This window comes from Anaeromyxobacter soli (assembly GCF_022808855.1).
In the GTDB taxonomy this organism is placed as follows: domain Bacteria; phylum Myxococcota; class Myxococcia; order Myxococcales; family Anaeromyxobacteraceae; genus Anaeromyxobacter; species Anaeromyxobacter soli.
Map to the genome: position 1 here is coordinate 36,624 of NZ_JAKZLF010000004.1, position 13,795 is coordinate 50,418.

At 73.6% G+C, this 13,795-nt stretch carries 14 protein-coding genes; 5 read left to right on the forward strand and 9 right to left on the reverse strand.

Annotation, left to right across the window (positions count from 1 at the left end; all coding sequences use genetic code 11):
• The first annotated feature begins 77 nt into the window (after positions 1-77).
• The gene (gene asnS / locus MLV88_RS04590; RefSeq protein WP_242336938.1) at positions 78-1,382 is read left to right on the forward strand and encodes an asparagine--tRNA ligase; all 1,305 of its coding nucleotides are present in this window, start codon (positions 78-80) and stop codon (positions 1,380-1,382) included.
• An 80-nt stretch (positions 1,383-1,462) separates the two neighbouring features.
• Here asnS and MLV88_RS04595 read toward each other — a convergent pair whose 3' ends face one another.
• Positions 1,463-1,663: a YgaP family membrane protein gene (locus MLV88_RS04595; protein ID WP_242336935.1), complete on the reverse strand. Its 201-nt coding sequence runs from the start codon at positions 1,661-1,663 to the stop codon at positions 1,463-1,465.
• A gap of 117 nt (positions 1,664-1,780) precedes the next feature.
• Between MLV88_RS04595 and MLV88_RS04600 the strand changes: the two genes are divergently transcribed.
• The 4 genes from MLV88_RS04600 (at position 1,781) to MLV88_RS04615 (ending at position 5,123) form a co-directional block, all read left to right on the forward strand.
• Positions 1,781-2,368 (forward strand): RNA polymerase sigma factor, encoded by a 588-nt coding sequence (locus MLV88_RS04600; protein WP_242336931.1) that lies wholly within the window; start codon positions 1,781-1,783, stop codon positions 2,366-2,368.
• Positions 2,365-2,634: an anti-sigma factor family protein gene (locus tag MLV88_RS04605; protein ID WP_242336928.1), complete on the forward strand. Its 270-nt coding sequence runs from the start codon at positions 2,365-2,367 to the stop codon at positions 2,632-2,634. Before MLV88_RS04600 ends, MLV88_RS04605 begins: the two co-directional genes overlap by 4 nt.
• Positions 2,635-2,710: 76 nt before the next feature.
• Positions 2,711-3,328 (forward strand): alpha/beta fold hydrolase, encoded by a 618-nt coding sequence (locus MLV88_RS04610; protein ID WP_242355641.1) that lies wholly within the window; start codon positions 2,711-2,713, stop codon positions 3,326-3,328.
• 124 nt (positions 3,329-3,452) lie between these two features.
• Entirely contained in the window at positions 3,453-5,123 is a 1,671-nt protein-coding gene (locus MLV88_RS04615) for an HNH endonuclease (protein WP_255821381.1), read from the forward strand.
• Positions 5,124-5,262: 139 nt separating this feature from the next.
• Here MLV88_RS04615 and MLV88_RS04620 read toward each other — a convergent pair whose 3' ends face one another.
• The 8 genes from MLV88_RS04620 to MLV88_RS04655 all read right to left on the reverse strand — a co-directional run bounded on the left by MLV88_RS04620 (position 5,263) and on the right by MLV88_RS04655 (position 13,794).
• Positions 5,263-6,066 carry a phosphatase PAP2 family protein gene (locus MLV88_RS04620; RefSeq protein WP_242336920.1) on the reverse strand — a complete coding sequence of 268 codons (804 nt, stop codon included), beginning with the start codon at positions 6,064-6,066 and terminating at the stop codon, positions 5,263-5,265.
• 43 nt (positions 6,067-6,109) lie between these two features.
• Positions 6,110-7,639, reverse strand: coding sequence for an AcvB/VirJ family lysyl-phosphatidylglycerol hydrolase (locus tag MLV88_RS04625; RefSeq protein WP_242336917.1), 1,530 nt, complete (start codon positions 7,637-7,639; stop codon positions 6,110-6,112).
• On the reverse strand, positions 7,636-10,161 hold the full coding sequence (mprF, locus tag MLV88_RS04630; RefSeq protein WP_242355645.1) for a bifunctional lysylphosphatidylglycerol flippase/synthetase MprF: 2,526 nt from the start codon (positions 10,159-10,161) through the stop codon (positions 7,636-7,638). Before mprF ends, MLV88_RS04625 begins: the two co-directional genes overlap by 4 nt.
• Positions 10,162-10,354: 193 nt before the next feature.
• Positions 10,355-10,936, reverse strand: coding sequence for a M17 family peptidase N-terminal domain-containing protein (locus tag MLV88_RS04635; RefSeq protein WP_242355647.1), 582 nt, complete (start codon positions 10,934-10,936; stop codon positions 10,355-10,357).
• A 14-nt stretch (positions 10,937-10,950) separates the two neighbouring features.
• A complete protein-coding gene (gene nusB / locus MLV88_RS04640) occupies positions 10,951-11,382 on the reverse strand; it encodes a transcription antitermination factor NusB (protein ID WP_242336909.1) in 432 nt (143 codons plus the stop codon).
• A gap of 2 nt (positions 11,383-11,384) precedes the next feature.
• Positions 11,385-11,876, reverse strand: a complete 492-nt coding sequence (gene ribH, locus MLV88_RS04645; protein ID WP_242336905.1) for a 6,7-dimethyl-8-ribityllumazine synthase — start codon at positions 11,874-11,876, stop codon at positions 11,385-11,387.
• Positions 11,873-13,150, reverse strand: coding sequence for a bifunctional 3,4-dihydroxy-2-butanone-4-phosphate synthase/GTP cyclohydrolase II (locus MLV88_RS04650; RefSeq protein ID WP_242336902.1), 1,278 nt, complete (start codon positions 13,148-13,150; stop codon positions 11,873-11,875). The genes ribH and MLV88_RS04650 overlap by 4 nt, the downstream gene beginning before the upstream one ends.
• Complete coding sequence (locus MLV88_RS04655) at positions 13,147-13,794, reverse strand: riboflavin synthase (RefSeq protein WP_242355649.1); 648 nt, start codon at positions 13,792-13,794, stop codon at positions 13,147-13,149. The genes MLV88_RS04650 and MLV88_RS04655 overlap by 4 nt, the downstream gene beginning before the upstream one ends.
• Position 13,795 lies beyond the last annotated feature (1 nt).

A 13,795-nucleotide genomic window follows, 5' to 3' on the forward strand; every position in this document is an offset into this window, starting at 1 on the left:
CGAGGCCCCGCCGGCCGCCGGGCGTTCGGTTATAGTGCCCGCCGCCAGAGCGCCCCGAAGCCCACGGAGCCCACCGCATGTTCCCGCCCGTCCACATCGCCGACATCGCCCAGCACGAGGGGAAGGAGGTCACCCTCCACGGCTGGCTGTACAACCGCCGCTCGTCCGGGAAGCTCCACTTCCTGCAGGTGCGCGACGGCACGGGCACCATCCAGTGCGTCGTGTTCAAGGGGAACGTGACGCCGGAGGTGTTCCGCGAGGCCGACCACCTGCCCCAGGAGACGAGCCTCACCGTCACCGGGCTCGTGAAGAAGGACGACCGCTCGCCCATCGGGTTCGAGCTCGACGTCCGCGACCTGAAGGTCGTCTCCCTCCCGGCGCAGGAGTACCCGATCGGACACAAGGAGCACGGCGTCGCGTTCCTCATGGAGCAGCGGCACCTCTGGCTCCGGTCGCAGCGGCAGCAGGTGATCCTGCGCGTGCGGCACACGGTCGAGAAGGCGATCCGCGACTTCTTCGACGCGCGCGGCTTCACGCTCGTCGACGCGCCGATCTTCACGCCCTCCGCCTGCGAGGGGACCTCCACGCTCTTCGAGGTCCCCTACTTCGATCTCGGCAAGGCGTACCTGACGCAGTCCGGCCAGCTGTACATGGAGGCCGCGGCCATGGCGCTCGGGAAGGTCTACTGCTTCGGCCCGACCTTCCGCGCCGAGAAGTCGAAGACGCGCCGCCACCTGACCGAGTTCTGGATGGTCGAGCCCGAGGTCGCCTTCATGGACCTCGACGGCGACATGCAGCTCATGGAGGAGTTCGTCTCGCACGTCGTCCAGACGGCCCTCGCGAAGCATCGCAAGGAGCTCGCGGCCGTCCTCGAGCGCGACGTCTCGAAGCTCGAGAGCGTGAAGCCGCCGTTCCCGCGCATCACGTACACGGAGGCGGTCGAGGTGCTGCAGAAGGCCGGTCACCCGATGAAGTGGGGCGACGACATCGGCGGCGACGAGGAGACGGTCATCGCGAAGCAGTACGACCGCCCGGTGATGGTCCACCGCTACCCGGCGGAGATGAAGGCCTTCTACTTCAAGAAGGACCCGACGGATCCGAAGGTCGCGCTCGGCTGCGACGTGCTCGCGCCCGAAGGGTACGGCGAGATCATCGGCGGGGGCGAGCGCGAGAGCTCGCTCGAGACGCTCGAGGCCGCCATCGCGCAGCACCAGCTCCCGAAGGAGGCGTTCGAGTGGTACCTCGACCTCCGCCGCTACGGGACGGTGCCGCACGCGGGGTTCGGCATGGGCGTCGAGCGCTGCGTCGCGTGGATCTGCGGCCTCCACCACGTCCGCGAGACCATCCCGTTCGCGCGGATGATGGAGCGGATCACGCCGTGAGCGGCGCCGGCTGATCCTGATCTTCCACGAGAGAGAGGGGCTCCGGCGATGAGCCGGAGCCCTGTCCGGTCGCCGCGGGATCAGCTACGCGTCGACACCTTGGGCATCGGGCAGGTGCTGAGGCCGAAGAGTCGGTACAGCGGGCAGAACCCGACGAGCCCGGTGAGAAGCGGGATGACGCCGATGAGCCCGATGAGCGGGCGGGGGCCGGCGACGGTGAGGGAGAGGAGCGCGAGCCCGACCACCACGCGGATGGTCCGGTCCAGAATGCCTTCGTTCATCATGTTTACGACCTCCTGCACCGGAGAGTGCCGCCGCCCGCCGGAGGATTCGCGGGCCGGCGCTTCTGGCGCTCGCGAATCCTTTCCGCGTCCGCGGGACTCGCAACGGAAGGAACGATGCTCGGCGCGCCGACGGACACCAGTGACGAGGAGCTGATCCGCCGGAGCGCGGCGCGCGACCGCGCCGCGTTCGACGCCCTGGTCGCGCGCCACGGCGGCGCGCTCCTTCGCTTCGCGACGCGCAGCTGCGGGACGGAGGTGGAAGCCGCCGACGCGCTGCAGGACGGGCTCCTCGCGGCGTGGCGCGGCGCCGGGACGTTTCGCGGCGACGCCAGCGCGCGCACCTGGCTCTTCCAGATCGTGCTCCACTGCTGCCGCCGGCGCGCGCGCCGGCGTGCGGGCGAACCGGAGCAGCACGCGCCCGTCGAAGCCGCCGCCGATCTCCCCGGAGCCGATGCGCCCGAGGCGCGGGTCGCGGCGCTGCAGGCCGGCGCCGCCCTCGAGCAGGCGCTCGCGTCGCTACCCGCGGCGGCGCGGGAGGTGCTGCTGCTCCGGGATGTCGAGGGGCTGTCGGGCGCCGAGACCGCGGCGGCGCTATCCATCGACCTCACCGCGATGAAGAGTCGACTCCACCGGGCGCGGCTCGAGCTCAAGGCCCGCGTCGAGGAGCGCCTCGGCCGCGCGCTCTCGGAGGTGCTGCCGTGACGATCGAGAACGAGAAGGTGATCGCGGGGCTCTCCTGCAGCGACGTCCTCGCGCGGCTCTCCGACTACGTCGACGGCGACCTTCCGGCGGAGGAGCGAGGGCGCGTCGAGGACCACCTGCGCGCGTGCGAGGGCTGCGCGCGGTTCGGTGGGGAGTTTGCGGCGACGGTTCGCGGGCTGCGCACCCACCTCGGCGCGCCCGCCAGCGTCTCCGGCGAGCTGAAGGACCGGCTCCGCCGGGCGCTCGACGACGACGGCGCGCCGTAGGGCCCCCGAGCATCTTTCGACGCTGTTGGTCCTGGTTCGACGGTTCGTCGTACAGTGACCGTCCAGGTCATCTGCAATGGCACCTCCCCTCGTCTTCCTGCCCGGCGCCGGCGGAAGTGAGTCGTTCTGGAAGCCAGTCGGACAGCGGCTGGCCGACCTGGGCGACGTCGTCCTCTTCGGCTACCCCGGGTTTGGCGGGGTCCCCGCCGATCCTGGCGTGAAGTCGCTGGACGACCTTTACCGCTGGATCGTCGCGCGCCTCCCTGCAGGAGCGAGTCACGTCATTGCGCAGTCGATGGGCGGAATCTTCGCCGCACGTCTGGCGCTGGAACATCCGGAGCGGGTTGAACGCTTGGTCCTGGTCGCGACCTCGGGCGGCATCGACGTACGACGGCTCGGCGCAGCGGAATGGCGTCACGACTACCGAGCGTCGTTCCCGGACGTGCCGAGCTGGTTCATCGACGACCGCACCGACCTCACGCATCGGCTCGCGGGGATCCGTGCACCGACCCTCCTGCTGTGGAGCGACTCGGATCCGATCAGCCCGCCCGCCATCGCTCATTTCCTTGCCGAGCGCATCGGGGGCGCTCGCGTCGTCACCGTGCCGGGCGGGACTCACGCGTTCGCGAACGAGCGTCCAGACGAGGTCGCGACGATCATCAGGTCCCACCTGGTACCGGTACAGCGGCCCTGACGCCGTGCCGCTCCGGCGAGGCGACGACGACCGATCGTATACGGCGGCCGGGGCAGGTTATCGGCCAACTCGACATTGCTTCAATTGACGGTGAGTGTCAGACCTCCATGCCATCCTGTATTCGATGGAGGCCGCGCTCCCCACGATCGAGACGGACGCGGTGACGCCCGAAGCCTCGCTGGCCGGCTACGCGGCGCCGCTGCTCGATCTGCCGCCGCTCACCCGGGCCGAGCTCGAGACGTGGTTTCGGGGCGGGGAGCCGGAGGCCGACGCCTGCGAGCATCTCCTCGCCTGGGCCGCACGGGCTCGGGGGACGCTGGACCTCGCGATCGGCGAAGGGCTCGACGCGCTCAGGCGGGGGGACCGGCTCGCGGAGCTGGGCTATCACCTCGACGACTACGCCCGCGAGGTCCTCGATCTCGGGAAGCGCACCGCCGAGAACCTCGCCCGGCTCGGGGCTGGGCTGCGCACGCGTCCACGGCTCCGGGCGGCGCTGCGGTCGGGGCTCGTCCGGGTCCGCGCTGCGGAGACGGTGCTGCCGGTCGCGGTCGGCGAGGCCGAGGCGCGCTGGGTCGAGCGCGCCAGCGTGCAGACGGTCCGCGAGCTGGAGGAGGCGGTCCGCGCGGCGCGGGCGGAGCCGGCCGCCGGCGAGGAGGAGTGGGTGCGGCTGCGCACGCATCTGCCGCTGAACGAGCGGCTGGTCGTGGACGAGGCGCTCGCGGCCGCGCGCGAGCAGGTGCCGGGCTCGACCCGGATCGAGCAGCTGGAGGCGCTCGCGCAGGAGTACCTCGCCGAGTTCTCGTCCGACGGCGACTCCCACGAGCCGCGCTCGCTCGGGCCCGGGTTTGGCGCCGTGGGCCCCGGTCACTCCGCGCGGCGCGCGGGGGACGGAGCCGAGACCGGCCGATGGGCGGCGCTCCCCCCAGTACCCGAGCTCGCCGCGCCTGACGTTCCGTTCGACGAGACCTCGACGGCGCAGGAGCTCGACGAGCGGCTCCGCGCGCTCGGCCGCCTGCGTTCCGGGTGGGATCGCCTCATCGGATTCTGCGGGTACGCCGTGAAGCGGAGCGGGATTCCGGTGCTCCTGGGCTACGACGGCTTCCGCGAGTACGTCGAGGAGCGGCTGGGGCTCCCCGCGCGCGCGGTGGAGCAGCGCGTCGCGCTCGAGAAGCGGCTCTGGGAGTCGCCGGCGCTCCGGGAGGCGCGGCGGCAGGGCGTGTCGTACGAGAAGCTGCGGGTGCTGGCGCGAACGCCGGAGACCGACATCGCGACGTGGATCCCCCGGGCGCTCGCGGCGACCTGCATCGCCCTGAAGCGCGAGGTGGAGGGGGAGCACGAGCGGCAGATGCGTGCGCGGCAGAAGATGCTCGTTCCGTTGCCGCGCCGGGTGGCGGTGCTCCTCGCGGACGCCATCGAGGCCGTCCGGGCAAGATTCGGGCGCGTGCTCTCGACCGGAACGTGCCTCGCGGTCATCGGATTTCACTTCCTCGCGTCGTGGAGGGGTGCGGGGAGACGATCGATGACTCGTTCACAGAAGGTCCGCGCCCGAGATCACGGTTGGTGCCAGGTCCCGGGGTGCAGCCATCGCGCCGTCCACTCGCACCACATCGAGTTCCGCTCGCACGGCGGCAGCGACGATCCCGAGAACCAGGTCGGCCTGTGCGCCTTCCACCACCTGCGGTGCGTCCACGGTGGGATTCTCGCCGTGATCGGGCGGGCGCCGGACCGGCTCACCTGGCTCCTGGGCGGAACCATTTGGGAGGCGGGCACCTGCGCCGAGCCGGTGGCTTGCTGAATCGAGCAGGCCCAGAACCGCGTGGCCGCGAAAGCGCCCCTCTTCCGGGCAAGCATTCCGGCGGCGCAGGAGGCGCGTGGCGGCTCGAGCGCGGCCGCTCGCCGCCCGTTCCTCAGGCGCCGGGGCTGCATCTGGCCGTTCAGAACCGTCCCATGAGCGCGAGGCCGCGGCCCACGGGCGCGACGCCGAAGTCGCCGGACCTGCGGCGGTGCAGGAGCGGGACGGCGGTGCCGACCGCCGCCCCCGCGACGAAGCCGACCACCACGTCGCTCGGGAAGTGGTGGCCGCCCCACACGCGCTCCACCGCAACGCTCGCGCCGGCGAGCCCGGCGACGAGCCAGGGCCAGCCGCGTTCGCCGTAGCGCAGGCGCATCGTCCAGGCAGCGTCGGTGAGGGCCGCGACGGTGGTGCTCGTGTGGCCGGACCAGAAGGCCCGGTACGAGCCGGGCTGCCGGAGGTACGCGGGCTCGCCCTCGTACGCGCGGGGGATGGGGCGCTGGGTGGTGTACTTCGCGAGCGCGTTCAGGGCGCCGTTCACGGCGAGCGTCTCCGCGAACACCGTCGCATCCTCGACGAGCGCGCGGCTCCTGCCGAGCGCGGCCCAGTCGGCGAGCGGCGGGCCGAGCATCGCGAGGTACACGGTCGCGTCGCTCACGTGCGCCGCGGCGTCGTCGTGGAGGCCGATCGCCCAGCGGTCGAGCCGGTTCACCTCGCCGCGATCGCAGGGGCAGCGCAGCGCGATGAGCCGGTCCTCGAGGAGCCAGGGCACGAGGTTCCCGAGCCCGGCGATCGCGATGATCGCGCCGTCCACCGCCGGGTCGACGTGGAAGACCTCGCGCGGGGACCCTCCTGCCGCCGCGCCCGAGCCCGGCGTCGCGACCGCGACGAGCGCCGCGGTGACGAGCGCCCGGACCGCGGCGGTCCCACCTCGCCCAGGAGCCATCCCCCCCTCCCCTCCCCGCGCCCGGCGGCGCGTACCGACTGCATCATGGGGACGACGGGGCGCCCGCGCCCGGGGCGGTTCCGCTCGCCGCGTCGTTCACGATGCGCGCGAGGTTCGCGTAGTCCCGATCGAAGTGGTGACCGCCCGGGAGCACGACGCGGGCGACCCAGGGCAGGTCCACGAGGTGCGGGCAGAGGCTGTCGCTCTCGTCCGCGCCCTGCACGCACAGGAACCTCGTCGCGCCGCCCGAGGCGCGCACGGCGGCCTCCGTCGAGGTCGCCGCGCTCCGCCGGACCGACGAGAACAGATCCACCATGTGGACCTCGAACTCGGCGAAGGTCTGCGGGCCGAGCATCGCGACGAGCTTCAGCGCGGCCCGCTGGTCGGCCGGGAGGCGCGTGGCGACGAACGGCACGATGTCGGCGCCGCGCGAGTAGCCGATGAGGACCAGCTCCCGCCGGCCCCAGGCTGCGCCGTAGTGCGCGAAGATCCGCGCGACGTCCTTCGCGGTCTCGTCGGGCGTGCGCCGCCGCCAGAAGTAGCGGAGCGAGTCGAGCCCGACCACCGAGACACCGACGTCGGAGAGCGCGCGGCTCATCCCCTTGTCGAGCCCGACCCACCCGCCGTCGCCGGTGAGGAGCACGGCGAGGCGCGGTCCAGGCTTCGCCGCGGGGACCTCGACGAGGGGCAGGTTCTTCACGTCGGGGGGCGGAGCTGCGGCCGCCGGCGGCGCGGGGTCGGGGGGCCGGTCTCCCCCGGCGGCTTGCGCCTCCGCTCGCGGCGGCGCGGCGGGCGTTCCCGCCGCCGGCCGCGACGGAGCCGCCTCGGCGGCGTCACACTGCGCCTCGATGCGGTCGATCTCGTCCCCGGCGGCCGCGGCCCAGCTCGACACCGGCACGAGCGCGTGGCCGACTCCGGGAAGGACCGTCACCGCGAGGGCGCGGCCGCGCCCGAACGCCTGCGCGCTCGCCGCAGGACAGGCGCGGTCTTTCGCGCCGGCCACGATCGCGAGCGGCGCGCTCGGACGGGCGCCGTCCGCGGGGAGGTCGCCCTGGGGCGTGCTGCGCGGCGCCGGCCCCGCGCCGGCGCAGAGCGGCACCCCGAGCGGCTTGCCCGGGCACGGCGCGAGCGCGACCGCCCCCGCGAACGTGCCCTCGGGCGCCTGGGCGAGGGCGGCCCACGTCGCCGCGGCGCCCTGCGAGTGCCCGACGACGTACGGCCGGACGTACTCCTCGAGCCCGAGCTCCTTCTCGAGGTGTTGCGCGAGCGCCTCGAGATCGCCCGCGGGGTAGACGCAGCGGTGCTCGCGGTGGCGGGCGAGGTAGCCGGCGGTGTCGACCGCGAGCACCAGCGCCCCGCGGGCGGCGAGCGCCTCCGCGAGGGCACGCCGCCCCTCGCGCACGCCCGGGCCCTCGCCGGACAGGAGCACCACCACGCGGCGCGGATGGTCCTCGGGCGCGTGGACGTGGACCGCGCCGAAGCCTCGCATCTCGAACGTGCGCGGAGACGCGCTCACGGGCGGCTGGGCCGGCGCGCTCGCCCCGAGCAGCGCGGCGACGACGAGCGGGATCATCGGGACACCACCCCTTTCAGCCCGCGCGAGACGAGGGCCGCCACGTTCGTGAGCACGAGCGGCAGCCGGAGCCCCCCCGGCGCGGCGAGGAAGCGCGGCCGCCACTCCGGGGCGAACTTCTCCTTGTACTGACGCAGTCCCTGGAAGTTGTAGAAGTACTCGCCGTGGCGGTAGAGGCGAGCGCCGAGCCGCATCCACAGGGGCGCGAGCATGCGGTCCTCGAGCCCCGAGAACGGCGCCATCCCCAGGTTGAACGCCTCGTACCCCTCGGCGCGTCCCCAGCGCATGAGCGACACGAACAGGAAGTCCATCGTCGTGCGCGGCGCGTCGGACTCGTGGCGCATGAGGTCCACCGACAGCTCGGCCTTGCGCGTCCCCGCCCAGACGTTCGCGAAGGCGACGGGGCGGCCCCCCAGGAGCGCGAGGGCGACCGGGCCTTCCTTCAGATAACGCTCGTCGAAGTAGCCGAGCGAGAAGCCCTTCTCCCGCGTGCTCCGGTCCGCCAGCCATGCGCCGGAGATGCGCGCGAGCTCCGGGAGCAAGGACGGCACCCGCTCCGCCGGGACGAGCTCGAACGAGAGCCCCTCGCGCTCGGCGCGGTTGAACGCCTGGCGGAGCGGCCGCCGCTCCGGCCCGTCGAGCGAGAACGCGGGGAGCGGGACGATCGCCTCCTCGCCGAGCCGGTAGATCGCGAGGCCCAGGTCGAGGTAGCGCGGGAGCGCGCCGGGGCCGACCTGGTAGAAGCAGGCCCACCCGCCGTGACGGTCCGAGAGCTCGCGGAAGCGCCACGCGAGCTCGGTCGCGGCCCGCTTCGAGCCGATGGGATCCCCCATGGAGCACCAGGTCCGCCCCTCCACGCCGTACATGAGGAACGACGCGCCGTCCTCGCCGAAGAGGATCGGCTTGTCGCCGAGCAGCGCGAGGTGCGCGGTCGAGTCCTGCGCCCGATCGACGATGGGACGCAGCCGCGCGAGCTCCGCCTCGCCGGGCGGCGCGGGCTCGGGCGGCGCGGGGTGCATGAGCCGCACGACGCCGTAGAGTACGACGGCGCAGACCCCGACCACCGAGGCGCGGAGGAAGCGCGGGGCGTCGGCGTGGAAGGCGAAGTCGAACCAGAGGTCGCGCGAGTAGTCGACGTGCCGGTACGCGAAGAGCCCGATCCACACCGAGGCCCCGATGACGACGAGCACGGCGGAGATCCAGCCCGACGACAGCGGCACGTCGAGGAGCGCGCTGCGCCGGTAGAACTGGCGCCGGAACGGCAGGAGCGCGAGGAGGATGGCGGTGAGCAGCGTCGCCTCCTCCCAGTCGAGCCCCTTCGCCAGGGAGGCGACGGCGCCGGTCGCGAGGAGCCCCACGGCGAGCACCCAGGCGCCGTCGAGCCGCCGTGCCAGCGCGCGCCCGAGCAGGAGCAGCGCCGTGCCGACGAGGCTGCCGATGAGGTGCGACGCCTCGAGGAGCGCGAGCGGCACGGTGCGCCGCAGGAGGTGGAGCCGCGCGGCCTCGGCGGGGGTGGCGCCGGACACGAGCAGCACCGCGCCCGCGATCATGCTCCCCGCCGCCGCCAGCCAGGGTACGACCGGCGCGAAGGAGGCGTGCGCGCCCCGCAGCACCCGGCCCAGGCGCTCGCGCCGGACCACGACCTCGTTCACCGCGAGGAGCGCGAACGCGAGGACGAAGGGTCCGAGGTAATAGACGACCCGGTACGCGACCAGGCTCGACAGCACCTGCGGCGCGGGCACCGCGGGCGTGAGCGCCGCGAGCACGATCGCGTCGAACACGCCCACCCCGCCGGGGAGCTGCGAGGCGAGCCCCGCCACCTGCGCGGCGACGAACAGGCCGACGAGGCCGGGGAGCGAGAGCGGCGAGGTCGAGGGCAGGAGCACGTGCAGCACGATCGCGGCGAGCACCCAGTCCGCCGCCGACACCGCCACCTGGGCGGCGGCGAGCGGCAGCGACGGGAGCGTCACCGAGGTCCCGCCGAGCCGGAGCTCTCGCCCGCGCGCCGCGAGCACGAGGTACACGGCGGTGACCGCCAGTGACGCGACGCCGAGCCCGCGCGCGACGGCCGCGGGGAGCGGCACCGGCACCCCCGAGAGGAGCGCGAGCCCGAGGAGCGGGAACAGCCCCGCCCAGAGCTGGGCGGCGGTGAAGCCCACCACCTTGGCGATCTCCGCCGGGGCGAGCCCCCACTGCGAGTAGAGGCGGAACCGCACCGAGCTCGAGGACAGGAGCGCGAACCCGACGTTGTTCCCGAAGGCGTAGGCGATGAACGAGGTGAACGCCACGCGCCCGTAGGGGAGCCGCCGGTTCGCGTAGCGCAGCGCGAGGAGGTCGTACGCGCCGAGCAGCAGGTAGTCGGCGAGCGTCACGGCGACGGCGACCGCGACCGCCAGGCGGGGCAGCGCGGAGAGCCCGCGCTCGATGTCCCGGACGTGGAAGCCGCGCAGCTCCGCGTGGAGCGACCACGCGGCCGCCCCGAGCAAGAGCGGCGGGAGCACCCCTACCGCGATCCGGCGCACGCGCCCGCGCATCGGTCCGTGGCGCGCCCGAGCGGGCCGACCTCGCCGCCCCCGCGCGCACCCTGCTCATGATGACACCGGGTCTTCCCCCGCGGTTCAACGTCCGCCTCGGGGCGTGCGGCGCACGCGGCCCGGGGACTCGGACGCGGAGCGTCCCCTCACGCCCGCGCCGGAACGGGACGCGGGGCGGGCGTCAGCGGAGGACGCCGCCCACGTGCGGCAGCGCGCGCGCGCGCCGCGGCATCTCGACCCGCGAGGGTGGGGCGATGACCTCGACCTCGACCGCGAGCGTGTTGCGCGCCGCGGCGAGCTCCCGCTGGAGCTGGCGCGCGTCGCCGAGGAGCACCTGGCGCCGCACGGGGCGCGAGAGGCTCGCCTCGAGCCAGAGGCGAGCCGCGAGCGCGGGGTCGCCCCCGGCGAGCGGGGGCATGGCGACGGCGAAGGCCTCGCTGCCCGCCCGCGCGAGCGCCTCGAGCCCGGCGCGCGCCGCGGGCAGGAACGCCTCGGGCGTGAGCGGAGCGTCCGGCAGCCCGAAGCAGAACAGCCGCGTGGGCGCGATCCGGCCCCCGGTCGGCAAGAGGAGCGCCTCGCCGCGGCCTGCGTGGAACAGCTCGTTCCGGATCGTGCGCGAGATGGCGCCGCACATCCGCCAGTCGATGAAGCCCGCGAACCCCTGCAGCGGCCGCTCGGGCCCGACGAAGACGCCGACGGCGTCCACGTCGAGCGCGTCGATCGCCGGGAGCCCCAGGTCCGCCACCTCGATCTTCAGCGCCACGCCGATCCCTTCTCCTACCGGTCCGCCCGGCGCCGCTCGGGCGGAAGGCCGGCGGCAATCTTGTCGAGGACGCCGTTCACGAAGGCGCCCGAGCTCTCCGAGCCGTACTTCTTGCCCAGCTCGATGGCCTCGTTGATCGCCACCTTGATCGGCACGTCCGTCTCGAGGAGCTCGTACGTCGCGAGCCGGAGCACGTTGCGATCCACCTTGGCCATGCGATCGAGCCGCCAGTGCGACGAGACCTGCTCGATGGTGTCGTCGAGGGTGCGGCGGTGCGCGGCGACCCCGCGCACGAACCCCTCGGCGAGCTCCATCACCTCCCGCTCCACCGGCTCGAAGCTCTTCCAGAACCGCGCGAGGGCCTCATCGATGCCCTCGGCGGCGACGTCGATCTGGTACAGCGCCTGCAGCGCGCGCTCCCGCGCTCTCGTACGCTTCAGCGACACGTTCACTCCGCCCGGCGCGGAGACGGGACCTTCCCCGCCTCCCTCAGCACGTTCGCCTGCTCGATGGCGGCGACGGCCGCCTCGGCACCCTTGTTGCCGGCCTTCACGCCGGCGCGCTCGAGCGCCTGCTCCATCGTGTCGCAGGTGAGGATCCCCATCGAGACCGCGCACTCGGCCTCGAGCGCGACCTGCGCGACGCCCTTCGTCGCCTCGCCGGCCACGTACTCGAAGTGCGGCGTGCCGCCCCGGATCACCGCGCCGAGCGCGACCACCGCGTCGTAGCGCCCGCTCCGCGCGACGCGCCGGAGCAGCGAGGATAGCTCGAAGGTCCCCGGGCAGCGGAACACGTCGATGTCGGCGTCCTTCACGCCGTGGCGGCGGAGCACGTCTGCCGCGCCGAGCAGGAGCTGCTCGGTGACGAGCGAGTTGAACCGCGCGACCACGAGCCCGACCTTCAGCCCGGTCGCGACGAGCGAGCCTTCGTAGAAGTTCATCGCTTCCTTCCTTTCGCACGGGACGCCGTCTTCCGCGCCGGCGCCGGGGGCGCGAGCGTGAGGAGGTGGCCCATCTTGTCCCGCTTGGTGATGAGGTACGCGCGGTTGCGGCGGGTGGCGGGCATCTCGATGGGCACGCGCTCCAGGACCTCGAGGCCGTAGCCCTCGAGCCCGATGATCTTCTTCGGGTTGTTCGTGAGCAGCCGCATCTTCCGCACGCCGAGGTCGCGGAGGATCTGCGCGCCGATGCCGTAGTCGCGCAGGTCCGGCTTGAAGCCGAGCCGCACGTTCGCCTCTGCGGTGTCGTACCCCTCGTCCTGGAGGTTGTACGCCTTGAGCTTGTTCGCGAGCCCGATCCCGCGGCCTTCCTGGTCGAGGTAGAGCAGGACGCCCTTCCCCGCGCGCTCGATCTGGCGCAGGGCCGCCTGGAGCTGCGGGCCGCAGTCGCAGCGCTCGCTCCCGAACACGTCGCCGGTGAGGCACTTCGAGTGCACGCGGACGAGCACCGCCTCGCCCTCGCGCCACTTGCCCTTCACGAGCGCGACGTGCTGATGCCGGTCGACGTCGTTCTCGTACGCCACCGCCCGGAACTCGCCGTACTCGGTCGGCAGCGGCGCGTCCGCGGCCCGCCGGACGAGCGTGTCCTTCAGCATCCGGTAGGAGATGAGGTCGGCGACCGAGACGATGGGCAGGTCGTGCTCGGCGGAGAGCTTCTCGAGCTCGGGCATCCGCGCCATCGTCCCGTCGTCGTTCATCACCTCGCAGATGACGCCCGCGGGCTTCATCCCCGCGAGCCGGGCGAGGTCCACCGAGCCCTCGGTCTGGCCGGCGCGCACGAGCACGCCGCCCTTGCGCGCGCGGAGCGGGAAGACGTGGCCCGGCCGGGCGAGATCCTCGGGGCGGGCGTCGTCGCGCACCGCGGTGAGGATCGTGTGGGCCCGGTCCTTGGCGCTGATCCCGGTGGAGACGCCCTCCTTCGCCTCGATCGACACCGTGAATGCGGTGCCGAAGGAGGAGGAGTTCGCGCTCTCGTCCACCATGAGCGGCAGGCGCAGCGCCCGGACCTTCTCCTCGGTGAGCGACAGGCAGACGAGGCCGCGCCCGTACTTCGCCATGAAGTTCACGGCGGCGGGGGTGGCCTTCTCCGCGGCCATGCAGAGATCGCCCTCGTTCTCGCGATCCTCGTCGTCCGTGAGGATCACCAGCTTGCCCGCGCGGATGTGGGCGATGGCCCGCTCCACGCGCTCCACGGCGTGCGCCGCGTGGTCCTTCACTGTCCGCTCCTCGTGCCGTAGCCCCAGCGCGAGAGGTCGGCCGCGCTGGGCCCCTCGAGCTCGCGCAGCCGCGCGACGTGCCGCGCGATGACGTCCGCCTCCAGGTTCACCTTCGTCCCCGGCCCCGCCTCGCCGAGCGTCGTGCGCGCGAGCGTCTCGGGGATGAGCGCCACCTCGAAGCGATCGCGCGTCACCGCCGCGACCGTGAGCGACACCCCGTCCACGGCGATCGAGCCCTTCTCGGCCACGAGCGGCGCGATGGCCGCGGGCAGCGAGATCGTGAGCCGCGCACCCTGCCCCTCCGGCCGGCGCTGGAGGATCTCGCCGACCGCGTCGACGTGCCCCTGCACGAGGTGCCCCCCGAGCCGCTCGCCCACCGCGAGCGCGCGCTCGAGGTTGAGCGTCGTGCCGGGGCGCCACCCGCCGAGCGTCGTCCGCGAGAGCGTCTCCGGCACCGCGTCGAACGAGACCCGGCCGCCGCCGCGCTCGACCACGGTGAGGCACGCGCCCGAGCACGCGACGCTCTCGCCGAGGACGAGCTCGTCGACGGGGAGCGTGCGGGGACGTACGGTCAGCCGAGCGCCGCCCTGCCGGGGCAGGACCGCCTCGACCACGCCTAAGTCCGCGACGAGACCGGTGAACATT